The sequence below is a fragment of the Paenibacillus sp. 01T443 genome, from assembly GCF_056398325.1.
Genome location: NZ_JBFTPE010000017.1, coordinates 26,007 through 52,005, shown reverse-complemented (window position 1 = coordinate 52,005; position 25,999 = coordinate 26,007). Strand labels below are relative to the sequence as shown.

General features: G+C 47.2%; 19 protein-coding genes and 1 pseudogene. All 20 read right to left on the bottom strand.

What is annotated here, in order from left to right; all coding sequences use genetic code 11:
- Positions 1-36: 36 nt before the first annotated feature.
- Positions 37-2,466, bottom strand: coding sequence for a polysaccharide lyase 8 family protein (locus tag AC1DLI_RS25810; RefSeq protein ID WP_477607331.1), 2,430 nt, complete (start codon positions 2,464-2,466; stop codon positions 37-39).
- Between the two features lie 163 nt (positions 2,467-2,629).
- Positions 2,630-4,711 (bottom strand): hypothetical protein, encoded by a 2,082-nt coding sequence (locus tag AC1DLI_RS25805; RefSeq protein WP_477607330.1) that lies wholly within the window; start codon positions 4,709-4,711, stop codon positions 2,630-2,632.
- A gap of 195 nt (positions 4,712-4,906) precedes the next feature.
- Complete coding sequence (locus AC1DLI_RS25800) at positions 4,907-6,139, bottom strand: glycoside hydrolase family 130 protein (protein ID WP_477607329.1); 1,233 nt, start codon at positions 6,137-6,139, stop codon at positions 4,907-4,909.
- A 13-nt stretch (positions 6,140-6,152) separates the two neighbouring features.
- Complete coding sequence (locus AC1DLI_RS25795; protein WP_309000224.1) at positions 6,153-7,028, bottom strand: carbohydrate ABC transporter permease; 876 nt, start codon at positions 7,026-7,028, stop codon at positions 6,153-6,155.
- A 14-nt stretch (positions 7,029-7,042) separates the two neighbouring features.
- Entirely contained in the window at positions 7,043-7,960 is a 918-nt protein-coding gene (locus AC1DLI_RS25790) for an ABC transporter permease (protein WP_477607328.1), read from the bottom strand.
- 204 nt (positions 7,961-8,164) lie between these two features.
- Positions 8,165-9,685 (bottom strand): extracellular solute-binding protein, encoded by a 1,521-nt coding sequence (locus AC1DLI_RS25785; protein WP_477607327.1) that lies wholly within the window; start codon positions 9,683-9,685, stop codon positions 8,165-8,167.
- Between the two features lie 190 nt (positions 9,686-9,875).
- Positions 9,876-12,152 (bottom strand): AraC family transcriptional regulator, encoded by a 2,277-nt coding sequence (locus tag AC1DLI_RS25780; protein ID WP_477607326.1) that lies wholly within the window; start codon positions 12,150-12,152, stop codon positions 9,876-9,878.
- Between the two features lie 386 nt (positions 12,153-12,538).
- Positions 12,539-12,721 (bottom strand): annotated as a pseudogene (locus tag AC1DLI_RS25775) (iron-containing alcohol dehydrogenase); the annotation flags it as partial.
- A gap of 21 nt (positions 12,722-12,742) precedes the next feature.
- Positions 12,743-13,030, bottom strand: coding sequence for a hypothetical protein (locus tag AC1DLI_RS25770; protein ID WP_477607325.1), 288 nt, complete (start codon positions 13,028-13,030; stop codon positions 12,743-12,745).
- A 95-nt stretch (positions 13,031-13,125) separates the two neighbouring features.
- Entirely contained in the window at positions 13,126-15,012 is a 1,887-nt protein-coding gene (locus tag AC1DLI_RS25765; RefSeq protein WP_477607324.1) for a substrate-binding domain-containing protein, read from the bottom strand.
- The gene (locus AC1DLI_RS25760) at positions 15,009-16,220 is read right to left on the bottom strand and encodes a response regulator transcription factor (protein WP_477607323.1); all 1,212 of its coding nucleotides are present in this window, start codon (positions 16,218-16,220) and stop codon (positions 15,009-15,011) included. The genes AC1DLI_RS25765 and AC1DLI_RS25760 overlap by 4 nt, the downstream gene beginning before the upstream one ends.
- A gap of 24 nt (positions 16,221-16,244) precedes the next feature.
- Positions 16,245-18,017: a cache domain-containing sensor histidine kinase gene (locus tag AC1DLI_RS25755; RefSeq protein WP_477607322.1), complete on the bottom strand. Its 1,773-nt coding sequence runs from the start codon at positions 18,015-18,017 to the stop codon at positions 16,245-16,247.
- A gap of 121 nt (positions 18,018-18,138) precedes the next feature.
- A complete protein-coding gene (locus tag AC1DLI_RS25750; RefSeq protein ID WP_477607321.1) occupies positions 18,139-19,191 on the bottom strand; it encodes an ABC transporter substrate-binding protein in 1,053 nt (350 codons plus the stop codon).
- Between the two features lie 69 nt (positions 19,192-19,260).
- Positions 19,261-20,289 (bottom strand): galactofuranose ABC transporter, permease protein YjfF, encoded by a 1,029-nt coding sequence (gene yjfF / locus AC1DLI_RS25745; protein ID WP_477607320.1) that lies wholly within the window; start codon positions 20,287-20,289, stop codon positions 19,261-19,263.
- Entirely contained in the window at positions 20,286-21,296 is a 1,011-nt protein-coding gene (locus AC1DLI_RS25740) for an ABC transporter permease (RefSeq protein ID WP_477607319.1), read from the bottom strand. Before AC1DLI_RS25740 ends, yjfF begins: the two co-directional genes overlap by 4 nt.
- Positions 21,268-22,803, bottom strand: a complete 1,536-nt coding sequence (locus tag AC1DLI_RS25735) for a sugar ABC transporter ATP-binding protein (protein ID WP_477607318.1) — start codon at positions 22,801-22,803, stop codon at positions 21,268-21,270. Before AC1DLI_RS25735 ends, AC1DLI_RS25740 begins: the two co-directional genes overlap by 29 nt.
- 284 nt (positions 22,804-23,087) lie before the next feature.
- Positions 23,088-23,453, bottom strand: coding sequence for a GNAT family N-acetyltransferase (locus AC1DLI_RS25730; protein ID WP_477607317.1), 366 nt, complete (start codon positions 23,451-23,453; stop codon positions 23,088-23,090).
- A 74-nt stretch (positions 23,454-23,527) separates the two neighbouring features.
- On the bottom strand, positions 23,528-24,031 hold the full coding sequence (locus AC1DLI_RS25725; protein ID WP_477607316.1) for a GNAT family N-acetyltransferase: 504 nt from the start codon (positions 24,029-24,031) through the stop codon (positions 23,528-23,530).
- Between the two features lie 35 nt (positions 24,032-24,066).
- Positions 24,067-25,296: an MFS transporter gene (locus tag AC1DLI_RS25720; RefSeq protein WP_477607315.1), complete on the bottom strand. Its 1,230-nt coding sequence runs from the start codon at positions 25,294-25,296 to the stop codon at positions 24,067-24,069.
- A gap of 146 nt (positions 25,297-25,442) precedes the next feature.
- A complete protein-coding gene (locus AC1DLI_RS25715) occupies positions 25,443-25,988 on the bottom strand; it encodes a GrpB family protein (protein WP_477607314.1) in 546 nt (181 codons plus the stop codon).
- Positions 25,989-25,999 lie beyond the last annotated feature (11 nt).

The following is a 25,999-nucleotide window of genomic DNA, read 5'->3' as shown; positions in this document are numbered from 1 at the left end:
TGAAAAAATGCTGCGCGTTTCCGCTTAGTATACCGGTTACCTGGGAATTTGGAATTTCACTTGGAACGTCTTGCCTTCAGAATCCGCGGTATCTACCGAGAAACGGATGGTTGGAACCGATTGTGTTACCGTAATACCGGGATCTGCGGAAATGACAGCGATTGCTTTTTTGTCAAGCTCGATCTCAATCGTTCCGTTATTTGCGCGCGTCGGGTCGGCTACGGAAACGGTCAGTTCACCGTCCTTTTCCTTGACCATAACGGCGGCGACTTTGTTGCTGGTTATTCCGCCTGCCTTGATTTTTTCGTTGTTCCAGAAGAAAGCGCCGGTGATGCCGAGCTTTTTCTCGTTCACCGCATGAGCGTCCGGTGAGTTCACCAATATCTTGATATCCGGTTTGGAGGCATAATCCTCCGTTTGATTTGCCGTTTTATTAGGCAGCGTTACGTATTGGTACGCGGCGTTGTTCGGGCTAATGCCGTGATCGAGCCAAAGCGTCAAATAATTGCGGGTAATCGGATTATCCGGTGACGGTCTCTGATTGACGTTCAGGTCACCCCATTTAGCCGTGCTGGTCAGGCGCGAACCTTTAACGTCAGTCTGTCCTCCTGGAAAATAGTAGCCGATGTCGGAATTCGGAACATTGCCTGCCAGGTGCGCCCACGAAACATTGTTCATCGTTTCTTCTGATCCGAGCGAGGTAAGTTTGGCCGTTCCATTTACGGTCAGCGCGTTATCTCCGGACGCATTCAGCTTCCGGTTGTCCACGATGGTTTCAACGGAATAAGCCTCTTGATCGTCCAACTGAATACCGGATCCAAGCGAAACCACTTCGTCGTCGAAGAGAAACCACGATTTTTTCCCTTTTAGCGAAGTACCCGATGCCCCCGGCGCCGTAAGGCCCATTCCGACTACTCCGAATTTCCCGTCAGACACGCCGCCGACCCGATTATCCGAATTCACGTGTACCGATTCATTGACGTTAAGCGTTCTTGGTTTTGTATCGGCCGTGGTTCCGGGAAGCCGTTTAAAATTAACGGTCGCCCAGAAATTATCGCTGTACTGTTCTTTATCTTCCGTATAGRTGTAGGTCATCCCCGAACCGGTGTACCAACCTTTACGCAACTCAAAATTGTTCTCGAAATTTGCGATTTTGTCGGAGAACATACTGATGCCGAAGCCAAATCCGGGACGCACATGCACGGCACGGGCCATTCTGCTGAATACTTTGTTATAAAAGATGTCTCCGCGGGAAGGGATCGTCGAATCCTTCACGATTTCATTGGCTCTCCAATTCATTTCGATGGAAGCATCTAAATAAAATCCGCTGTCATTGCTGACGAGATATTTAACCAGGCTTTTAAAGCTTGCCGCATCCGCTTGCGGAGCGATTTGCGACAGACGAATAATGCTTGCGGTCGCTTTATGTCCTGCCACGGAATCCTGGAAATTGTAGCGGGCCACTTCTCTGCCCCGGACCATATCCATCATTAAACCGGTTTTATACAACAATGGCTCGAAGGAATCATAGACCCATTTCCAAACATTGGCGCTCTTCGGATCGGTGACTTCCCAAGGGGTGTCTTTTAATAGATACATGACATCGGAAAGGTCTTTGAGGAGGGAGTTGCCATAGCCACCATTATAAGCGAATATTCCATGCTGTATAAAGGATCCGTCCGGATAGTAGCCATCGCCATTGGTTGCGTATTCAAAAACGTTAAACCGGCCATTCCGGCCATCGGTAACATCGCTCAAACCGTCGCGCGCCTGAATCATTTTGCCGCTGCTTTCACCGGTAATTCCGCGCAGGGCATGGACGATGGCGCGCCAAACCCGATTGGCAGCCATATATTTATATTCTTCGACAGAGCTATAGGAGATAGGGCTGTTATAATCGATAGCGGCCGTCCAGGCGGCAATTTGTTCCGGGGACAAATCGTCGTACATCATCACCATGATTTCTCCGAGCCGCAGCGGAGATCCAATTTCAATATACCACCATTGCGAAGTGCCGGGGCCGGGTTTGGTCGAATTGAAACGATTCGTGTTCAACCAGTCCAACGCTTCGATAATATCCATCTTCAAGGTGTTGTCATATTGAAGTGAGCTCCCATGGGTTGTGTAAGCTAGAGCCAATGCTTTGATCCGGTCATAGCTTGTAAATATATAAGATCTGGCGGAAAGCTCTGAGGAGCTTGCCGGCCATAGGCAATTGCAATTGATGCGGTCCGTTCCACGTTGAAGAGAATCCCGGTAACTGATAGCCGTATTTTCGATCTGTCTGATTTTCGCGGCGATTTCCGGAGTCGCTGAATCATAGTAGGCTCCGCCCGTCAATACATCTTTCCATTTCTTCCGAAGTTCGTCATAGGCAGCCTCCGATTCTGCAGAAACGGTAAATACCGATACCAGAAGGGCCATGACTATAAGGAGGGCAAAAGCTGGTTTAATGGTATGTCGCACATTGTTCATCCTTTCTAAATCACATAGTAAAAAACATTCACTTAAGCAAACGCTTTCATTTCAGGGCTATTAAGAGACAAAAAAAAACGGTTGAGCAGATACAAATACTGCTCAACCTAAACAATTATGCGTCACTGCAATTTGATTTCGTTAGGGGCCGGGTTTAGCCTCCGTTCGCATGGATTGTTTCCAGCCCCCCATTGACGTTCTTCATGATATTGACCATATCCGTATAGGGCTGATCCTGCTGGTTTACCAAGCCTGTATTGAAATTCTCGCCGTCTTTACGCCCAGTAACCGCTTGATCAAAGTACACAAACCAGCCCGAGCCGACAAACAGCGGATGTGCCGTTTGGCTTTCGATGAAAGCTTTGAAAGCCGCGCCTCTGTCCGCTATACTGGCTCTTCTTGTAGCCGCATTGACGGGCGATAACCCGCGCTCGCTAGTGCTAAATGTATATTCCAGATTCAACAGCGGTTTTCCGAAAGCTTCATATCTGGAAAGCCAGCCCGCGTCATTCGTATAATTATCTACGGAAAATGCATCCACAAATTCCATAGCTGCCGAATCCCAATCCAGACTGGTCCGCCAGGTGGGAACGATAGAAGATCCTAAGAACAAATGGTTCGTATCATATTTTTCAATAATATTCCGGATCATCGAGAAGTACGTTTTGGATGCCAGCTTGATATAGTCCGATACATCCGCAGCCGGAACGCTCGCGATCGCGATCGACGTATTCTTTAATGCGTCAAATGATTCGGCGCTCGTGCCAAGAAGCTGGTTGACGGCGGCAATGTCGTTGTTATACCTTTTCGCAAGAAAATCCACAAAGGCGCCCTTCGCCGCAGAGGTCGAATCATACTTCAAAATCTCTTTTACAATATCGGCCGTCCATCCGGCCTCGTTATCGTAAGTGTAGCCGATCAGCCACCGGTCATTCCTCGCCTTTTGAAGCTGTGCGCTCAAGGCGTTGTCGATAATGGATTCAGCCTGCGGATCGAACACATCGTACGTCCATTGTATCCTTTTCAAATTTAACGGATCTTGCAGAACCTCTATATAGGGAAACGTGACATTATTAGGTCTGCTCCACTTGCTAAAGGCATTAAATCCCCAATTGATCAAGCGCTTCTTGGTGATTTCCTCCCATTTCGACTCATAATTGCTGCCGTATTTTTTCATAATGTTGGCGATGATGAAGCTGACTCTTTCACCATTTAAGTCATTGGCGTAAGCGGGGGCATAGACGCTAGGATCAGGAAGCTCCTCGAACACCTTCCGGGGAGTGCCGTCCGTTTTATTAAACGGCGTTCCGTATCCCCACTCCCATATACTTGTCGCATCCACGCCCTTTAAAATGAATTTATAGCCGTCCGGCGTAATAAACCACCATTTATTATCGATTTGTTCAAGTCGGAAAAATCCGGTGCATTTGTACTGTCCCCCGCTTTTAATCCCGCCGTACTGATCATATTTGTTTCGATCCAGCGAAACTTTCGCCAGCGCCTTCGCCTCATTCGCATATTCCTGCTTCAATTGCGCGTCTGTTGCAACCTTTCCCGACCACGTTTCATAAATCCACTGTCCGTATTTATCCACCATTAAAGAATCTTTCTTAAGCTCAGCCTGCATCTGTTCTACGGTAAAAGCAGCAGCCGGGTTCTGCCCTTCATCGCCTGTGCCCTTATAGATTTGTATTTCCGTAAGCGGGATATGCTGATAGGCGTGCGACCGCTTAATATCGATGACAATAAACCTGGCCGTTTTGTTGTTCATCGGGATATTGACCGAATAGTTCAAGGCGGTTCCTGATTTTACATGCTTGCCGGCAATATAGTAATAATCCGTTGTAGCCTCGGGGCGGTATTTGACCGTAAATTCCTTAAACCCCCAAAAACTGTTGGGCGAATTCAATACGATGTTTATGCTGTCCAGCGGGTAGTCCTTCAGCAGGTCAAACACCACCTGTACCGTCCCTTTGGAGGTTGCGCTTCCCATCCATCCGGCATAAGTCGTCGTTAAGGTGTCAAGAAGTACGCCGCTCTCTGACGATACCAAACCGGTAGCTCCTTTGTCGGGAGAACTGCCTGCATCCGGGGCAGGGCTGTAATAATAGTTTCCGGTTCTAAGCAGCGTACCTTCCGCGAGAGCTCCCCCGGCAGGGATGAACGACAATACCAGCACGATTACTAGTAATAGTCTAAAAGCATAACCTAGATACCCTCTATACCATTTGTTCATAATTAACCTCCACCATCGTAGTCATCGACATTGTTAAAACGGTTAATTAATCCTGTAAAGCGTTTACTTACAAATTCCTTCCGCTGCGGATTAGAGTAACCGCGAGAACCTGTCTCAGAGGCATGTGTACGCTTACACAACTGCAGATATTCTTTTACTATTGAAAAATTAACCTTTTTTAATCAATTTCGCTATTTAATACCTCTGTTTTTCCACCTTCCGGCCTTCTGCGTCAAATTGCTTGATATACTCCACCAGCTCGGCAAAATTCACCCAAGAAATGCCTGCTTTCTGATCGGCTGCCCCATAAGACATAATCAGATCATCTCCTATAACGATTCCTCCTGTTGTAAATAAGCAAGGCGTAGGATAATCGCTCGGCATCTCCCATTCCTGGCTGGCGTACATCAATCGCTCGGAGCATCGATGCGCCACAACCGGGAAATCGTTATCCTGCTCGCGCAAAATCATGAAGGATTGCGTATAGCCGAAGCTGGCATCTTTCTTGCCATGGTAAGAAACCAGCCATTCGCCGGCCGAAATTTGGAGCGGCGCCCAGCTTGCCCCGATCCGATCCTCTTCCCAGTGGAATATACACGTGGCCAGCAGACGGTGGGTTACCCTGCCGCAAGCGAAATCCTGCAGCTTTTCCGCCGCAGCGAGATAGATCGACGGTTTCTTTGCCCTGGCTCCTTGAGGGAATAAGGCAGCCGTCATCGGGCGATGCAGCATCACATATTGCAGCTTCCCGCCAATCAGCATCTTGTTCGGGAACAGGAAGGCGTCGCGGTTATCGCTGACATAGCCCTCCGTCAACGGGCATACATAGGCAAAGGCTTCCTCATAGCGGCACGCTTTCAACTTATCCAGGTCCAGCTTATACAGCACGGTTACGGTCGGGTTGGAGCAGGCGGTCACGCGGAAAGGATCATCCCCCTCATGCACCCATTCCGGCACGTAGTCGTTGCGCGTATCGACCGGCGGCTCCCGATCGATAAGCCAATACGGGCCGGGTGGAAACAGTCGGCATGCCGCGGACAGATAAAGCTCCCCTTCTACCGGAAAAATGCGCGGATCTTCGATGCAGCCGTTCGAATAATCCCGTACGCGGTTACCGTTTATATCCGTTATATAAATGTCTTCATACCGCTCATTCAGTGCAGGGGCAATGGCAGGCCGGGAGAAATCGGCAGTCCACGTTCTCCCCAGGTCGCTGCTCGCCGCATATCCGAGAAAGATCGGATACGGGTCATGCTTGCCTTCCTTGCGCTTCCGGGACCATGGGCCCGTTGCCCGGAAGAGCATATGCAGCCGATCGGAAGCCGGGTCTTTAACAATAGCCGGGTTCAGCACCATTTTGCTTGCCCACTCGCAGCCTGGAACCGGCTCCAGCACCGGCTCCGGTGTATACCGGAAACGAGGTCTCATCCATCCATTCCCCCTATCCCTTAATGGCTCCGATCGTCATCCCCTTGATAAAATAACGCTGCAGAAACGGATACAAGAAAATGATCGGCCCGATCGTAATAACAACAGTCGAAAGCTGAATGCCTGTCGTCGTGACGGGAATATTGAGATTCGCATTCAAATAATCCAGATTCTCCGAATTGGAAACGATTCTTCGCAGCATCATCTGCAGCGGATGATTTTGCGGATCGTCGATAAACATCAGCGCGTTAAACCAGTCGTTCCAATAAGAAAGGGCATAGAACAGGGTGATCGTCGCAATAACTGGCATGGAAATCGGCCAGATGATCCGGAAGAAGATATACAGCTCATGCGCACCGTCCACGGTTGCCGCCTCATTCAATTCGAAGGGAAGCGTCCGGAAATATGATGTCATCAAGAAGGCGTTGAAGGCGGAGAACAAGAGCGGCAGCATAAGTGCGAGCATCGAATCCCGCAGGTTCAGCCAGTTGGAAATGAGCAAATAATAACCGACCAGACCGGGCGGAAACAGCATCGTGAAATAAATGTAGAAGGAAAGGACATACCGGTACTTTACCTTTGGATGGGCAGTAACATAGGAGAACATGGAAGTCATAAGCACTGCTGCGACGGTACCGGCCACAGTAATAAAAACAGAAACGAAACTGCTGTAATACACCTGGCTGCCCTGGAACAAAAAACGGTAGGAATCAAGCGTAAATTCCGTAGGAAACATACGAAAGCCCTTGACAATCTGACTCTCTGCCGTAAACGACCCGATATACATAAGCCAGAAAGGAATAAAGCAAATCAGAGCGAAAGTGCCGATGACTAGATAAGCCGCTGCGGAAACGGCGAGTTGCGAAGTATCCCGCTGTTTCATGCTCATTCAATCCTCCCTCTCTAGAACAGCTTCGAATCGTTATCTACCCGGCGGACAACCCAATTGAAGAACAAAATGGTGATCAGCCCCATAACAGACTGGAATAAGGCGACTGCCGAGGCATTGCTGTAGCTGTTCATATTCGTGGACCTCAAAGACCGGTAGGTATACGTATCGATCACATCCGTAGAATTGAAGAGCAGCGAATTGTCTCCGATGATGCCGTAAATCAAGCCGAAATCGCCGTAAAAGATACGTCCCAGCGAGAGAAGCGTCAGCACGATAATGGTCGGCCGCAGCAGCGGCAGCGTAATATACCAAATCTGCTGCCATCGCTTGGCGCCGTCGATTTTAGCGCTTTCATAATACTCCTCGGAGAAACCCGTCAAGGTTGCAAGATAAATAATGGATCCCCATCCTGCTCCCTTCCATACGAATAGGATCGTGAGCAGCCATGGCCAAACCTCCGGCGTTTGAAACCAGGCGATCGTCTGAAAACCAAATTCCTTCATCAAGCGATTAACCATGCCGTCCTGCCCGTTAAAGAAATTTGTGACCAACAAATTAAGGACGATAATGGAAATAAAATGCGGCAGAATGATGAGCGATTGCGTCACCTTTTTGAATACGGAATGGTGGATTTCATTCAGCAGCAGCGCAATGCATAGGGAACATACAGTTCCCGAAACAATGAACAGAAGATTCAAGTAAATTGTATTCAATGTAACCCCCAGCCAATCCGGACCGGTGAAAAAAAACGTCAGATTGTCGAAGCCGACCCACTCGCTTCCCCAGAGTCCCTTTGCCGGTGTAAACTGCTTGAAGGCCAATATATGAGCGGACATCGGCAAGTAAGAAAAAATAAACACGTACACAATGACGGGAAGCGACATCGCATAAAGCCATTTGTTTTTCCTCAGCTGYTGCAGAATCGCCATTTTAAGCCTCCTTTCTTTTCTTCTATACGTGCATATTACGCAATAGTGATGCCGTACGTATAGTCTTGAATTTATCAAAAGGTATGAACGGCAACATCCTGTGAAGGTTCGAATTCTATCACTCCGATAAGTACGGAGTTTACCGATATTAGAAAAAAAACCGGCCGGCCTTAATTTAAGGCCGGCCGGTTTTTTTTTGATGGCTTACTTGTTCTTGCCAGCCAGATATTCATCCAACTGCTTCTGATACTCTGCTTGGACTTTCTTTATATCGCCATAGGCCTTTTCCTTAAACTTGGCCAGACCCTCGTTCGGTTCCACCAGCCCCATCACGATCGGATTATAAAACTCCACGCCCGCATTGCTGAGTTGTGCCACTTCATTGGCTACCGGGCTGGGATTGAAGGTGTAGCCCGTCAGAATATCCGTTGTGAAGTTACTCGGATCCCTCTGCCACTTATTCAGCGCAATAACATCTTCAGGCAGGCTGGCATCGATTCGATCCAGCTTCGGATTCCAGCCCCATGCGAAAGGAATTCCCGCATAAGGGTTATCTTTGATCGGGTTATAAAGACCTTCTCCCGCATCTTCCCAGTTTTCCCCCTCTATACCATAGGCAAGTAAATCGTAATTATCCTTCTGGTTCAGCCAATTAAGGAATTGAATGGCGCGTTCTTTGTTTTTACTGACCACTGGAACAGCAATAAAATTGCCCGCTTTGTAGGTCGAGCTCAGCTTCATGCCTGTGTCGTATAAGGAGTAGGCTTCGGCAGAAGCTCCCGGAACCGATTTTTCAAGCGCCGTGCGGGTATTCAGATTGACGCCGAAATCGAAAAACGTGGATACAGCCGCCTTTCCTTTGGCAAATTCCGCATTTTTAAGCGTAAGAGTGTCTTTGGCCAAAATTCCGTCCTGATACAGCTTGTGGTATTGTTCGAAATTTTTCATTATCATGGGGTCCATGTTATCGAAAATATTATAGACCTTCCCGTCGTTCCCTTTGGTGTACAGTCCGGGATAGTTCAATACGGCTGCAATGTTGGCCGTCGGATCAAGCATGTTAGCAAGCCTCAAGCTGATATGTTCCGTACCGTTAGGAATGAACGGAGTGATTTCCGGAACCTTCTCTTTCACCAAATACATAAATTCGATCAGCTCGTCATAGCTCTTGATCGGTTCGACTCCCAGCTGCTCCCGAATGTCCTTGCGAATGACAAACGTCCATGGGCGTATGAAATTCACTTCAAGCGGAACCGCATACAATTTACCGTTTACCTTATTGGCTTCCATCAGCTCCGCAGAGCGGTTGGCCTTGATATCGGGCCCATATTTTTCGATCAATTCGTCCAACGGTTCATAAAGGCCTGCGGCTATATTTTGCACCGGATTATTGTCCCAGATCAGATCGTAATCTTCCGCGGAGGATAATGCAACTTGACGCTTCTGAAGAACGTCCGTCCATGGGATAAACACCACGTTCAGCTTCACATTAAGCGTACCCGTCAGACGGTTCTCCATCTCCGCCTTGACTTCATCCCAGTTAGCCGGCGGATCTCCGGGGAACATGATCTTCAATGTAGCCGGATTCAATTTACCGTCCTCGGAAGCCTGCGGCGATTCGCCGGTTTCGGAAGGGACCGGCCCATTCGAACTGCAGCCGGCCAATATTCCTGTCAGAATTAGCGATACGACCATTAACAAGAACCCTCTTCTTCTTAACTTCATGGCTTAACCCCTCCTGCTTGATGATCATCCGGGGGGCGGCCGCGACGATTTCCGTCTTGACTCGCGCATCCCGCTTCTGTCTGATCATACTCGGGTTGTTCGGTTTCCGTACAGTCCGGTATCTAACAATTGGTACGAAAGCTGATAAAAGGGCATGTATTCATTTTCCAATTGGCTAAAGTACTGATTTCTACTCTTTATCTTGCGTATTTTCAGTACGGTATTGGTTCGGCGTCATTCCGGTTGCCCGTTTGAACAGGGAATAGAAGGTGCTCTTGGTTTGAAAACCGGACTGTTCCGTTATATCGGCTACCGTCCAATCGGTCGTTGTAAGCAGCTTGATCGCGTACTCGATCCGTTGGTTTGTAATATAGTCGGATAATGAGCACTCAAAATGCTCCTTGAAGATTTGCCGGGCATAGTTTACGGATATGGACACATGAGTGGCAATGTCGTCCACGGAAAGCATCGGATTGTGAAGATGGTTGCGCACATATTCGATCATCTCGGCGGCGACCTCGTCCTTTCGGCTCGAAGCATTCTTCTTGCGGTGCTGATCCATGATCTGCAGCAGCTCACCGTACAGCCACGAGTTCACTTCTCCAATGGTTGCGAATTGCTCCAGGAAAGTATGGATGCTCTTCATTCCTTGGAACGTCTTATAGTTCTTGAAGCTTTTCATAATCGAATAAATAATATGAGTCAGCTGCATCTTGCATTCCTCATAGCTTAGCGCCTGCATATGCAAGGTAAGTTCATCCAGGTAACTCTTTAGAGCCTTATCGTTCTTAAGGTGAACGGAATAAATCACCTGCTTCAGCAAGTCTTCGTCCAGCTTGCTGTCTTCGCCCAGCTGATACCGCTCCAGATCTTCGAAGGTGAATACCCGATCCTCGTTATAAATGAACCCGATCAAAGTCAGTTCGTACATCCGGTTATAAATGGTGTGCACATTGTCTTCCAAATGAAGCAAGGAGCTGACAGCGGCATGCAATTCCAGCTTCAGCCACCGTCTGATCTGAGCTCTTACCTCCTCCATCGCTGCGATGACCGGCGCCGTATCTTCCCCCGAACCGGACGAAGAAATAAGCGCTACGAGGTGATCCGAGCTGAAATCAACCGTTTCCGCGGCAAACCCGTGATTCGCAAGCACTTCGACCATAATATTGCCCAGTGCATAGCGGAGCAATTTTCGCGAAGCGAAATCGTAACATTCCTTGAACCGCCCGTAAGATTCCAGCCGTACGACCGTCATACGGAAAGAGCCCGTCTGGAGGATTTTCGTTTCACTTCTAATAAAGGCTTCTACGGGTCCGGAAGCTTTCGAATTAAAAATCCATTGTCGTAAGAAATCCTCCTTCACCAAAGCTTTGCTGCTCTTGATCGACAAGTCCAATTGCTCGATCTGCTCGACAAGAAGATGGAAGCCGGAATGAATCCACTGAATCTCATTATTGGAATTCGCTGTCTGCGCCATCGGATGCTTCTTGCCGAGCTTGCTTTGCAGTTGAAAGGCCAAGTCGCTAATGGGCTTCAAGCTGCGGTAGGATTGCCAGAACAAGAATAACAGCAAAGCCAACAGCAGAATGATCGAGGAACCGATAATTTCCGTCCGGATCTTGGTTATTTTCGCTTGCCACAGAGAGATTGGTGACAAATGATAAACCTTCCAACCATCAATAGGAAGCTGTGCCGTCTGAATGGACCAGGTTTCATGGCCGTACTCCCATTTCCAGCCCTGTTTTGCCGCCTCCGGCTTATCCGTCCCCATGATAGCTTCCGTCAAAGCGGCATCCGTATTGCCCAGAATGAACTCCTTATTTTTGCCTTCAATAAAAATTTTGTTCTGATCTTTCTCCGATATTTGCAGCATGTGCTCATTCAGCAGCGGCTTGCTGAAGAGAATCGCCACGAATCCATGATAGTTCTGATTAGGCCCGGCTGCCGGTACGACAAGCGCTAGATGCGATTTGCCCTTCACCTCATGGTTGACAAACTGCAGATAAGGCGTTTTCTGATTCTTAATGTAATTCAGCATGGCCTGGTCATAGAAATCCTGTATCGTATAAATGCTTGAGTCTGAAGTATAGATTTGGCCTTGATTGAAGTTAAATAAATAAATGCCGTCTATGAAAGGCTCGCTGCTCATATATTCCCTTACGCTTTCGGCCGCTTTATATAACGACAGGGGGGAATAATCATTTTCACCCATGTTGATCCACATTGCGATATTTTCATCCGAATAAATTCTGAGCGCAAACTGACGCAATTTCTGCAAAGTAAATTCCGAGGTTTTCACGACCTGGTTCATTTTCTCTTGGTTGGACTTATTGATCTCATTCATTGCGCTTTGAGCGAACTGCCGGCTCAGGAACAAAGTAAACACCAGGGTGAGCAAGCTTACGGCTATGAAAGAGTAAAAAAAAATGCTGGAATACGTCTTCTTCGGCTTTATCCGGCTCCACATTGGCATCCCCCCCCCGCTATCTCCTAAAAACAATAGGATAATATTACCAACTTGTCCAGTATGAAATATATTAAAATTTATTAAACAAGTCTGTTTTTTATTACTTGATAGAGCTTTCTTATCAATTGAGTGCACAAAAAGAGCTGTATGGAATCCGATTAAGGTACTTCAAACAGCTCTTATATTTAGAAAAAATATTCTATTAGACTGGCCTTAACTGTGCATATAACCTAAGCAACTTGCTCACCGCCCTCCGAAGCGCCAAAGCTCCAATCGAACAGTGAGGTGTATTTGCCCAGCATATCGCCAAATCCTGCTGCGACCATTGCAGCCGGAGCCTTTGATAAAATGTCCAGGTCTGCGAATATCGCATCGGGTCCTATGGCGGCAATGGTCTTCTTCTCACCGCGGATGATGGTCGGGGCACCTTTGGAATTAAAGCCGTCGACAGACGGTGCTGTCGGTACCGATACGAAAGGAATGCCCGCCGTATAGGCGGCATATCTGGAAATATCGTGGATCGTTCCCGAGCCGGCGGCAACGACAACCTGCGCATTTTTCTGCTGGATATCCAGCAGCAGTTGTACGATTTAGACTTCGTCCGCAATGACGTCGCCTTGGCGATCAGGCTTAATTAGCGTGACCTGGACGGAAATGCCGAGCGCAGCTATCGCTTCTTCAAACGTCTTACCGGCAATCCCATAAGTAATCGCATCTGCTGCGACAATAACCTGAGCGTACTGCCGTTCCTTCAAATAAGGAGCAACCTGTTCGATGGCGCCCGCTTCAACGAGCAAAGGATTTATTTCAATCGATCGCAGAGCTTCGTCGTCAAAGCCTGCGGCAATCTGTTTGACTCTTTCGATCAAGGATGACATAGCAGCGCCTCTTTTCCTTAAGGGTATCGCTTTGTTCTGCTCTTGCGATGCTCAGCTTGTCAACCTATGCGAGGGGCTTGCCAAAGTCCTCTCCACTAATATTCTCTGCCTGCGAGCGCTGTTTTGGCGGATTCTTGCGTGAACACGCCTTCAGCCGTAATAATCTTCATGGGCAGCTCCTTGCCCTCCGACAAATCCTTCACGGCTTTCATCAGCTGAGGCCCAAGCAGCGCATTGCACTCTACTGCAAAGCTCAGTTTGCCAATGCTGAGCGCTTTAAGCGCTGATTTGGTCGCATCAACAGAAATGATTATAATATCCTTTCCTGGCCGCAGGCCAAAATCTTCTATGGCCTCAATGGCCCCCAGCGCCATATCGTCATTATGGGAATACACGACCTTGATCTTAGAGCCCTGCCGCTTTAATGCGGCTGCCATCAGCAGCTTGCCCTGTTTCTTCGTGAAATCTCCCTGCAGCGACTCCAGCATCGTAAAGTTTTTATCGGTCTGGATAACCTCCCTAAACCCTTGCTTGCGCCCGACAGCCGGAGCGGAATGCTGCGTGCCTTGAAGCTCTATGATTGGATAGCTTTCTCCTTCTTCTGCCTGTTGAATAAGCCATCTTGCCGCGCGTCGTCCCTCTTCACGAAAATCCGATCCGATATAAGCGGTCCACAGCGTATCATCGCTGACGTTCACCTCGCGGTCCGACAAAATCACCGGAATCCCCGCGTCCTTTGCCTCTCTCAGCACCTCATCCCAGCCGGTCTCCGTCTTAGGAGAGAACGCAATAACATCAACCTTCTGCTTAATAAACTGACGAATGAGTTCAATTTGTTTATCCTGCGATTGTTCAGCATTCTCATAGAGCAGCTCGACGCCAGCCTCCTTCGCGGCATCAATAACCGACTTCGTATGCGCGATCCGCCATCCGCTCTCCATCCCTACCTGCGCAAACCCTAAAACAAGCGGAGTTTCCGTTTGATCCGGTGTAGGATTAGGCGAAGGTGAAATGGACTGCTCGCTGCTTACCGCCCATTTATCAGTTATTTTCTGGCTTCGCAAAATCACCTTCTTCGGAATGCCCTTTTCCTTATTCAAAATATCAATAGCATACTGTATCGCTTCCTTGCCGCCTGGCGGACTCGTAAAAGTGCCGGTCAGCTTGTTCTTCGATACGAGCTGCAGGCTGCCATTCTCAGAGTTGACCCCATCGATGCCGATGATATTGACATGATTCAAGCCAAGCTTCTGCAGTGCTCGGTAGGCACCTAGCGCCATAGCCTCGTTTTGGGCAAATATTAAATCAACGTCTTGATTGTCCTTTAACCAGCCGACTAACAAATCCTCAGATAAGTCACGCTGCCAATCCCCATTCATCGTCTTAACAATGCTCAGCTTAGAATCCTGGATCGCTTCACGGAAACCCTTGCTTCGTTCCTCAACGGTAGGCGAGCCTGCTAAGCCTTGCATTTCAACTATTTTTCCGCCGGATGCCCCTAACGTCTCTCTTGCAAATTCGCCTGCTTTTCTGCCGATCATTTCATCATCCGTGCCGACGTAAAGCGTATAATCATAACCCGCGACACCCCGTCCGAGCACAATTACAGGAATATCCTTGTAAACGGAGCTTACCGTTTGCGTTAGCGCGACCGGATCATCAAGCGAAATAATAAGCAGATCTATGCCGTAGCCCACCAGCTTCTTTACATCCTGCGCTTGCTGATCACTGCTTTGCGCTGCATCGGTAAAGATGACCCGCATATCTCCGTGCTTCCCGACTTCCTGCTCAATCTCTTCATTCATCGCAACGCGCCAGGGCTCACTCAAATTGGGCTGCGAAACACCGATCAAATACTTGTAGCCGATATCGCTATCCTTGCCAGAACCCTCCGGATTCTGAATACAGGAGCGCAGGAGAAAAACCGCGGCAATAAACAGAGCAAAGAGGATAACAATCCTTAAAGCATTCCTTCCGATCATGACCGTATTCCCTTCTTGTAAACCATTGGGGAGGTTCCGGTCACCTTCTTAAAGGCGCTGCTAAAATAATGCTGGCTGCTGTACCCAACCTTCTCCGCAATTTCGTAAACCTTATATAACGGATCGCTCATAAGCTGTATCGCTTTGCGAATGCGCACCTCCGTCAAATAATCAATAAATGATAGGCCAAGCTCACGCTTAAGCTGCTTGCTTAGATAAGTAGGGCTAACCTGCACGCCCTCTGCAACATCCCCGAGCGTTAACGTTGGCATGCCATAGTTCCGATCAATAAATTTTTTGGTCAAAATAACGATTGGCGACAGGCTTCCTTTATTGCTGAGCTCCCTCATCAAGGTTCGGTGCAAACTAGGCAGCTCCTCGACTGATTCTAATGCCTGCTGCTCTACGATAATGGTCTTCTCCAGCAGTGACTCCATCTTGTCTTGAATCTTCGTACCGAGCAGCAGCCATTCCGAATAGTTATCAATACGGCCCAGTACGATAATATGGCCTTTCTTATCATTGAGAACCACGTGATTCCTTGCGCCTTCGGCTGTGAGCAGGTCCTCCGTTATATTTTTTAACGCAAACTCTAGCAAATCCCGGTCCCATACACGCATAGATTTGCCGGATCCCACGTTCTGAATGACCTTAAACGCAATCATTCCGACAGCCCCTGTCCAGCCTAGCTTTAAAAATGTTGTTTGATTATGAATTTCCTCCGGAGCTACGATGCCATCCAGCCATTTCAATAAAAACGTATCTCGAATGGCGATGGAATTTGTTTTGAGCTGCTGGTCCATCCATACCATTTTCCGCTCCTTATCCCGTTCTTGCTCGAGCTCGCCGATCGCTTTCCGAACGACGCTTTCCAGCTTGGCCTTCACGACAGGCTTAAGCATATACTCAAAGACATGAAGCTTTACCGCCTGCTGCGCATACCGGAATTCATCATGTCCCGAGATGACAATGACGATGCAGCGTTCCAACGTTTGCCGCAGTCTCTCGATGAACTCTAGTCCGTCGACGAATGGCATGCAAATATCGACGAACAGAATATCCGGCTTTCGTTCTGCTGCGAGCTCAAGCGCTTCTAAACCGTTCTCGGCTTCGCCAACAAGCTCGATACCAAGTTCATCCCAAGGCAGTACCTTTGCGAGCCCTCTTCGTATCTTTGGCTCATCATCTGCTATAAGCAGCTTCCACATGTTATTACCACCCGCCATTCAAAATTATCCAAGCATTAATGGAAGTCTAACAATGATTTTCGATCCCAGTCCCCGTTCGCTCTCGATCGTAAGGCCGTAACCAGACCCATGCGATAGCTTAATTCTCTCGTTTACGTTATATAAGCCATAGCCTCGATCCTCGCTGCTCTGCCTGATGGCATGGAATGATTCATTCATCTGGGCCAACCGTTCGGACTCGAAGCCGATCCCGTCATCCGCAACAACGAGCACAAGCTTATTGTCTTCCTTGTAGCCTGAAATCTGAATTTTCCCTACGCCAAGCTTCGCCTTGATGCCATGATAAATCGCATTCTCGACAAGCGGCTGCAAAATAATTTTAAGTACGTTTTGCGACTCCAGCTCCTTCGGAATATCGATATGATAAGACAGTTTATCCTCATATCTGGCCATTTGAATGATCAGATAGCTCTCGACATGCTGCATCTCGTCGCTGAGCGGAATAACCTCCCGGCCCTTGCTGAGACTGATACGAAACAAATGAGTGAGTGCGACGACAATATCGACGATATCGTCCGCATCCCGGTCCTGTGCCATCCACTGAATCGTATCCAGCGTATTGTAGAGGAAATGAGGCTTAATTTGCGCTTGTAAGATTTTCAGCTCGGCCTCGCGTTTTTCCTTTTGCTCCAAATAAACCAGATGAATCAAATTGTCAATTTCCTGCACCATATTATTAAAGCTGTTGCCCAGCTGCCCGATTTCATCTTTGGTCTTGCTCGGAAAACGCAAATGCAGCTCGCCCTCTTCCACTTTTTTCATTAAACTGCGCAGCTTGCCAAGGGGACGAACGATTGAATTCGTAAAGTATAAGGAAGCCAAAAAGGCAAGAAGCAAGGTAACAAGCGCAATAATAACCGTATAAAATTGAATATCGGCAACGACCTGCAGTGATTCCTTCAGCGGGAACACACCGACAATGCGCCAATCGAATTCAGGAAAAGTATTATAGATCATCTGGTATTCCAGATTATCTATATAGCGGAAAACTTTGCCCGAGCGTCCCTCCATCCATTTTCCTGATATGCGGTATACGACCTTGTTAACAGGTGAATAAACGACCCCGCCGTTTTCATCCATAATGAAGATAAAGCCGCTCTTGCCAAGCGAAGCGGATTCGACGATATCCTGAATGATGTCTAACTTCATATCGATCAAAATAACGCCAAGCACTTTGCCGGTCACCGGATCCTTCACGGCTCTAACGAACGATAATACCTGATCGGCGCTTAAATTTTGCGATGCTCTAATATTTCTGCCGATCGGGTGGCTGTACAGATGAATATGGTCCGGTTGAATTACCGCTTTCTTATACCACTGCTCCTCCGTCATGGGATCTCTAGTTATTTGCTCCAATCCGCTGCTGGCGAACTGGTTGTTACCGCTTACAATCATCGCTCCTGCGATTTCAACATGCTTCTCAATATATACCCCCTGAAGCATACGAACCTTGGCTTCCAAGCTATTGAGATGAATCGAATCCGTATTGGACCACCTCATAAACTGAATGACCGACGCATCCTGCGACAGGTAGTAAATAATGTTGTCCATTTCTTGTATGTATACTTCGATATGATTTTTTACCTGATTCATCATCTGCACCGTGTGTGCATTCGTTTCCTCTTCGATGGCATTCTTATACAGCGTGCTGCCCAAAAAGCTGAGCGCCAAAATTGAAAATAAAGTTATGATGACGAAATAAAACAAAAGCTTGAAACGGATACTTCTATTCGCAAATAAACCGCTTAGCATAGACATCTAATCCGTCCTTATAAAATAATGTTCTATATTATATATTAATCCAAAAAACGAAACTACAAAAGAGAAATTTCTCTTAAGTAGTTTCGTTTTTTACCTTACTTTTCCATTAACTTATAAATTAATATTTGCGATTAGGCAAAGCATCAATTGCTTTTTGGCCAAAATATACATCCTCATCGGATTTGATCCATTTTTCAAGTGTTGCGCCCGCTTTGTAATCAAGGATCGCTTGCTTCAATTGTGGTCCGAGCAATGGATTACATTCAACTGTAACATTCATTTTTCCTTCTGCAATTGCTTCGAACGCGGCTTTGATTCCGTCTACGCCGATGATTTTAATATCAGTGCCTGGTTTCAAGCCTGCTTCTTCAATCGCTTGAATAGCGCCTAGTGCCATGTCGTCATTGTGAGCGTATACGACTTGGATGTTTTTATCCTTTTTCAGATAAGCTTCCATAACCTCTTTGCCTTTGGCACGGGTAAATTCACCTGTTTGGGAATAAACGATTTTGTAACCGGCTTCGCCAGCGATTGCATCCTCAAAGCCTTTTTTACGGTCATTCGCTGCGCTTGCTCCAACAGTTCCTTCAAGCTGAACGATGTTCACTTGTGCGCCTGCGCCGAATTCCTCGATCATCCATTTTGCAGCATTTTGACCTTCTAGGATAAAGTCAGAGCCGATGAAGGATACATACAGATCTTCGTTACCTTTCGTAATGCCGCGGTCCAGCAAGAATACCGGAATATTAGCATCCTTCGCTTCCTTCAAAACCGTTTCCCAGCCTGATTCTACAACAGGCGCAAGTCCGATTGCGTCTACTTTCTGAGCGATGAAGGTACGAATGGCTTTAATTTGGTTTTCTTGTTTTTGCTGCGCATCAGAAAACTTTAGTTCGAAGCCCGGATCCTCGCCAAATGTTGCTTTAACCGAATCCGTTTCCGCATCGCGCCAGCCGCTTTCAGCTCCGATTTGGGCAAAGCCGACAACAAGCTTCTTATCGGCTGCAGGTGGTGCCTCCGTAGCCGCATTTTCTGTTTTCGGCTCGTTTGTCGCATTTCCGCTTGCCGGTTTGTTACCCCCATTGTTGCTATTGTTGCCACAGCCAGCGATTAAACCTACCAGCATAATTGTAGCAAGCATGGTAATGAAAAACGGTTTCTTTCTGTTCATCCTTACTTCCTCCCTTTTAACTTGTAATGGCTACACATTTAATATACAAATTTTACAATAGGTCTGTATTTACAAATTAACGACTTTATTTTCAAATTTCGGTTTATTTTTGGAAGCAGGTAATGCGCTTTTTTCTTTTCTCATCACAATAATTCGTTGAAATGCCATGAAAAGAAATAATAAAAATCCGATAGTAATCTTTGTCCACCAGGAGCTTAACGTTCCTTGAAACATAATAATTGTTTGAATGATGCCCGTGCACAGCACCCCTAGTGTCGGCCCAACCATATAACCGAAGCCGCCTGTTAATAAAATACCGCCGATCACGCATGCCGCAATCGCATCCATTTCCATTCCCATCAAATGAAGCGAATAACCGGACAGCATATAGAGCGTGAACACAACGCCGCCGATCGCCGAGAATAAACCGCTTAAGGTATAAACGAGAATCGTTGTTTTCGCAACGGGCAAGCCCATTAATACCGATGATTTTTCACTGCCGCCAATGGCGTAGACCGCCCTTCCGAAGGAGGAATAACGGCCGATCAATATAGCGGCTATGACCACAACTGCAGCAACGAGGACACTAATCGTAATAAAGTTATCGCCCCACAAATGAATCTTGTACTGGGACAGCTTAACGTAGGTCGGATTGCTGATGACGATACTCTCCGTGCTGATCAGAAAGCTGATCCCCCTGGCAAGAAACATGCCCGCAAGCGTTACAATCCAGGGATGAAGCTGAAACCGCTGGATCAAATAGCCTTGCCCTGCGCCAAACAGCGTGCCGATTAACAGCGCAACGATCGTTACGACCAACGCGTTCGCTCCCTGCTCGAACAACCCGGCGGAAACCATGCTGATGAGCGCCACAACCGACGCTACGGATAAATCGATGCCTCCCTTAATAATGACAAAAGCCATTCCCGTTGCAACGATGATCAAATAGGCATTATCAATAAAAAGATTTAAGAACACCTGCATCGAGAAAAAACCAGTGTAAAGGGCAGCCCCTGATCCGTACAAAATGAATAAGAGCAGCAGCGTCGCCAAAACGATAATGTTGTTGTGACTGATTTTTAGAGATACCTGCTTCATTGTGCTGCCACCTTCTTTTTCGCCATTTTAAAAGACTGCCTGAACATGTCGGATTGAATCAAACATACGATAATGACAACAACGGCCTTTACGAGTAAAATACTGGAGGGCTCAACGCCCAGGGAATAAATCGTAGTCGTCAAACTTTGGATAAACAAGGCGCCGACGATCGTTCCGCCTAGATAAAAGCGTCCGCCGCGCATCGACGTCCCGCCGATTACGACTGCCAAAATGGCATCAAGCTCTATCCACAATCCCGCATTGTTCGCATCGGCGCTCGCTACGTTAGCGCTAATAATAATGCCCGCGATCCCGGCACAAACTCCGGTAATGGTATACGCCGTCATAAATATTACCTTCGGACGAATACCCGCATAGCTGCTTGCTGTTTTATTGCCGCCTGCCGCCTCGAGAAACAATCCGAATGCGGTACGCGTTTTGAAGAGATACACAATTAAAAACACGCCCATTGCCAGAAATAGCGGGAACGGTAGACCAAGCAAATGCCCTTTCCCGATGAACTGGAAGGCTTTGTCACTCGTCGTCAATACTTGCCCTCCCGTAATGAGCTGAGCGATCCCGCGTCCTATCGTCAATAGGATCAAGGTAGCAACCATTGGCTGAATGCCAAGAATAGCCACCAGCATGCCGTTCCATAAACCGCATATTAAACCAGCGCCGATACCAACCAGAACAACAAGCCAGAGCGGATACCCATCGAGCATAAATACCGCGATAGCCCCCGAAATGGCTAGCACCGAACCGACCGATATATCGATGCCCTCTTTCGCAATAACCAAGGTCATCCCAATCGCGATGATGATGAGCGGTGAACCGTTCTTCAAAATATCGATGAGATTACCGAATAAATGGCCGTCCTTCCATTCCATCCTGAAAAAATCAGGAATGACTATCAAGTTAAACAAAAATAAAACAACGATCGCAAGGATCGGCCAAATGATTTTCTGCTTTCCTAAATTAAGCGCCAATCCCGTCAGACCCGCCATACATTTCCGCTCCTTTCGCAATCATTTCCATGATGACATTCTCGCGCATATTCGCACCCGTAACCTCGCCGATCTTAATGCGGTCCCGCAGTACGACGATTCGATTGCAGCATTGCACGATTTCCTCGAGCTCTGCGGAAATTATTAGAATGGAAATGCCGGTAGCCGCTAAATCGAGAATAAGCTTGCGTATCTCCATCTTCGAGCCAACATCAATGCCGCGCGTCGGCTCGTCCAGAATGAGCAGCTTTGGCTGTGTCGCAAGCCATCTCGCCAAAATCACCTTTTGCTGATTGCCGCCGCTCAGATTTTCAATCTTCTGCTCTGCGCTTGGGGTCTTTATCTTGAGCAGCTCGATATACTTATTCGCGATTTCCTTCTGCTTGCGCAGCGGAATGAACGAGAACAGTCCCTTGCGCGCTTGCAACGCTAATACGATATTCTCGCGAATCGTCAGCTCTCCTACGATCCCGGCAACCTTACGATCCTCTGGCGTGAAGCCGAGCCCTTTTTGAATTGCCTTCTGAGGGAACATCGACGAAATCTGCTCACCGTCAATGGTCAGTGTGCCTTCATCCGCTTTGTCGATGCCAAAAATCAGCTTTGCGATTTCGGTTCTGCCTGAGCCAAGAAGCCCTGCAAGCCCCAGAACCTCGCCTTTGCCGATATGAAGATCAATCGGATTGATGCTGCCGCGTTTGCCAAGCGAGCTGGCCTTTAGGAAGTTTTCGCCGGCAATACGTTCCACTGCCCTTTTTCCAGCGGCTTCCTCGGTGCTCCATTCGCGTCCAATCATATGCGACACCAGCTCTGTTTTGGACAAATCCTTCGTCACGTACTCACCAACGAGCGTACCATTCCGAAGCACGGTTATTCTGTCTGTCACCTCATATACCTGATCGAGAAAATGGGTTACAAATACGATGCCCATCCCCTCTTGCTTCAGTTTGCGCATGACCTTGAACAACTGCTTCACTTCATTTGCATCAAGGCTTGAGGTCGGCTCATCCAAAATAAGAATGCCGTTTGAAATATCAACTGCTCTTGCAATAGCTACCATTTGCTGAATGGCAACCGAGTAATGCGATAAGGGCTGCTTCACATCAATGGCAAGGTCAAGCCGCTCCAGCAGACGCTCGCTCTCTTGGTACATCTTCTCCCAATCGATTAATCCCCGTTTTCGCGGGTGACGTCCGATAAAAATATTTTCCGCAACGCTTAGATTGGCGCATAAATTAACCTCTTGATACACCGTGCTGATCCCAAGCTGCTGTGCTTCAAGCGGAGACTTCGGCGAGATTGGCCTGCCAGCCAGTTTCACCTCTCCTGAATCCCACTTGTGTACGCCGGTCGCGACTTTAATTAACGTAGATTTCCCGGCACCGTTTTCTCCCATTAGGGCATGAATCTCACCCTTCCTCAGTCCAAAATCAACATTCGACAGCGCCTTAACGCCAGGAAACGATTTACTTATTCCTCTCATATGCAGCACGTAATCTGTGCCCATTGACCTTCACCTCTTTCCAGTTTCACCTCCAATTGTAGAAAAAACGGCACCTGTACGTATTTAGAAATATAGGTCTTTTTTTTAACATTTCGGACATTTAGAAGGATGAACGGGTTTTGGAAAAGGAACAGCACAAAAAAACAGCAGCAGTCTCGGACTCGTAAATAAAGTCCATTGACTGCCGCTGCAAGCCTGATTCATTATGTAATTTTTAACGAGGGGCTTACTCCTTGTTACCACGAGCTTGCCCATACTTACTAGTTAATAAATATTGAAGATTTTCTTTAACACTTAATCAGCAGATACTTACATTCCGTATTTACGCTCGTTCTCCAATAATCAGGTGATAACCATGTCCAACCGATTTCAACATTCTTATTCAATACATCTATATCGCCGATTCGAGTAGTACCGATTATTTTTCCTGCAGCTCGATCAACAATCGTAAATGGCAATTGCGATCCTTTACTTTTATGTTCTAAAGCATTTATTAATAAATGATCTATTTCATTTACTGTAGTGATCGTTCTCCAAGTGTATTCCCATATTTCAGGAGACATTAATGCATCAGCTAACTCAGACTTGTGATCTTCCACCATCGGCAGGAGAAGAATGGACTGACCCACCAATACGTCATTTTTAATATGCATCCTTTGGATCTCCTTCTTATGTCATTTAGATAAATATCTTTATAGTACCTAAAATCCTTGTTGGCGTACCATGATTATAGTAAACGTTTTACATAACAATGCCTGAGTTTCCCTTCGTACATAAGACGGGTAAATGCAAGGGCAAATCCTTCAGACTCTAAGTTTTTTATGCTTGCATGATTGTCAGGATGCACCGTTGAATATAGGTAACGGCAGCCGTTCTCCCTAGCACGTTTCTCACGCAGCCGATGGAAATGCCGTTGTAAACCCAGACCGCGAGCTGATTCATGGACAACGGTTGCCTCCAGAAATCCTACGCCAGATAATTCTTTTTCGGGTACACCGAATTCCCTTCCGAGGTTATTTTCGCTCTGTTTCGGAAACGTCAAAACGGAATAAGCAACAAGCTTCCCAGCAAGATATGCTCCATATATTTCGCCATTTTTGAGGACATAGTCGTGAAAATAATCCTCATCATCCATCGCAAAAAGTTCTTGAGATGGGAGCCGAGACATCACGTCAACCATGAGTGCATTCAGATCAGCAATTTCTTCATTTCCTAGACGACGGATTTCCAAATTAGTTTTTCCCCCTCTCATCTTTATCCGCAAAATCAATTCATCTCCGTTACACGAGCGCTCCTCTTATACATGAACAGCAGAGCTATGCTTGCCGCGAACGAAAGGACAATCAACAAAAATGGCATCGCCGGATCCCATTTATAAGCCCATCCCCCAATAATGCCAGACGGAGAAATGACAAGCAAAATCAGTACGGATAACATGGCAAATACGCTTGCGCGGTTCTCATCGTCGATCGCGTTCGCTACTGCCGCCTCTAAATAGGGATAAGTCATCATCGTACCTACCGCTGCAAAAATCGTACTGGTAATCAGCCAAAACATCATACCCGGAAGGGGGATGATCAGCACCAAATTAGACAAAAGCGAGATGAAAAAACCCCATAGCATAATCGTATGGATCCTGTCATCTCCCAGACGGGGCAGCAGAAGCCACATAGAGAGCAGCATGAACACGGAGGTTACAGCCGGAAAGATCGACACAAGACCGCTGTCCAAATGAAGATGATCGACAAAAAAGAGCGATAAATAAGTACTTTTGAGCGTGAGCTGGAACTGGAACAAAATGTAGACCCCGAAAATCAGCAGCAGCGGTCCATTCCCTAACATCTCGCGGATAACCCCTTTGTATTCCCGCACTCCGGCCATCAAGCCTACGCTGCGGGTTTCCTCCATTTTGCGAAGCCCAATCTCCGTTTCCCGGGTAGCAAAATGGCGGCCGATAAATTGGATGGTCATACAGATGCAAGCGAGGATATACATGATCCGCRTACCGGGAATCAGGCCATAATGGGCGACCAGCAGCCCTCCCAGCGGTGCGAATAAGCCTCCAAGCATGCCAACAAACTGAAGAACCGAGAAAACGTACGTCCGGTCCTTTGGCGCGGTGTCCTCAACAAGCAAGCAGTAAAACGCGGTATGCGGAACCCTCTGAAACCCGTTCACGATTGCCGCCGCTATAAAAAACCAAATATTTTGCGATACCGCCCACAACAGAGTACCCACCGTCCAGCTTAACACGTCAAAATAAAGCAGCGCCCATTTTCTGCCGAGCTTGTCGGTTAAATAGCCGCTGATGAAGGATGAGAATACCTGCACGAGCAGAGTCAGCGTCGTAATCCAGCCGATCGCCGTTTCATCCATCCCCATCTCAAACATATAAATCGTGGCATACGTGCTGAACATGCTGTATGGGATTAGAAAAAAAGGCTCGTACAGCAAACAGCCGCGCGCGTTTTTGGGTAGCTTAGATAAACCAAACATCTTGCTCCTCCATTCCATTAACTTGCCGCTGTTGTAAAACAATAGGAATCAGCTGAATATCAGCGATTACAAGAAGAACTGCTGATCGCTGCCCGTTTGAAAAAGGCTGCCAATCGGCAGCCGGTTCAATCTTTTTTAAGCAAGCTTTACCTATTGGACTTACTTGGCTGCCAACCCACTTCTTGCGACCAAGTATGGGCTTTCTGAATAATATTCCATACGATCGGCCCTTTTCCTTCCACATATTTTGGGCGTTCATTTTTATAAAGCTCCATTAGCCGGTGTTTCTCCTGAGCGTACCTCAAACAATCCGCAGGATGTACCCGTAAATAATCTCTAAACAGCAAAGTGATTTGTTCTGAAAAACTGCCAGCCTGCCTAACGTGAATATGGGTTCTTCGGTTTCCCGGCAATTCTCGAAAATACCTCTTCGTTTTATCCGGATTTTCGTTGCGCAGCACAAAACCCGCTTCTTCAATCTTAGTCTTGTAGTTTAAAACGTTATCGTAATTTAAAACGGATATTTGAATATCAATAATTGGCTTTGCATCCAAACCAATAACCGATGTTGAGCCGACATGATCTATACGACTTGCCAAATCTCCTAATGATTCTCTTAATTTTATAGCGAGATCATGAAATAGATTTTCCCATTCCGAATCGTATTTCGATATCCTCCACTGATCCTCCATTAGTTATCTCC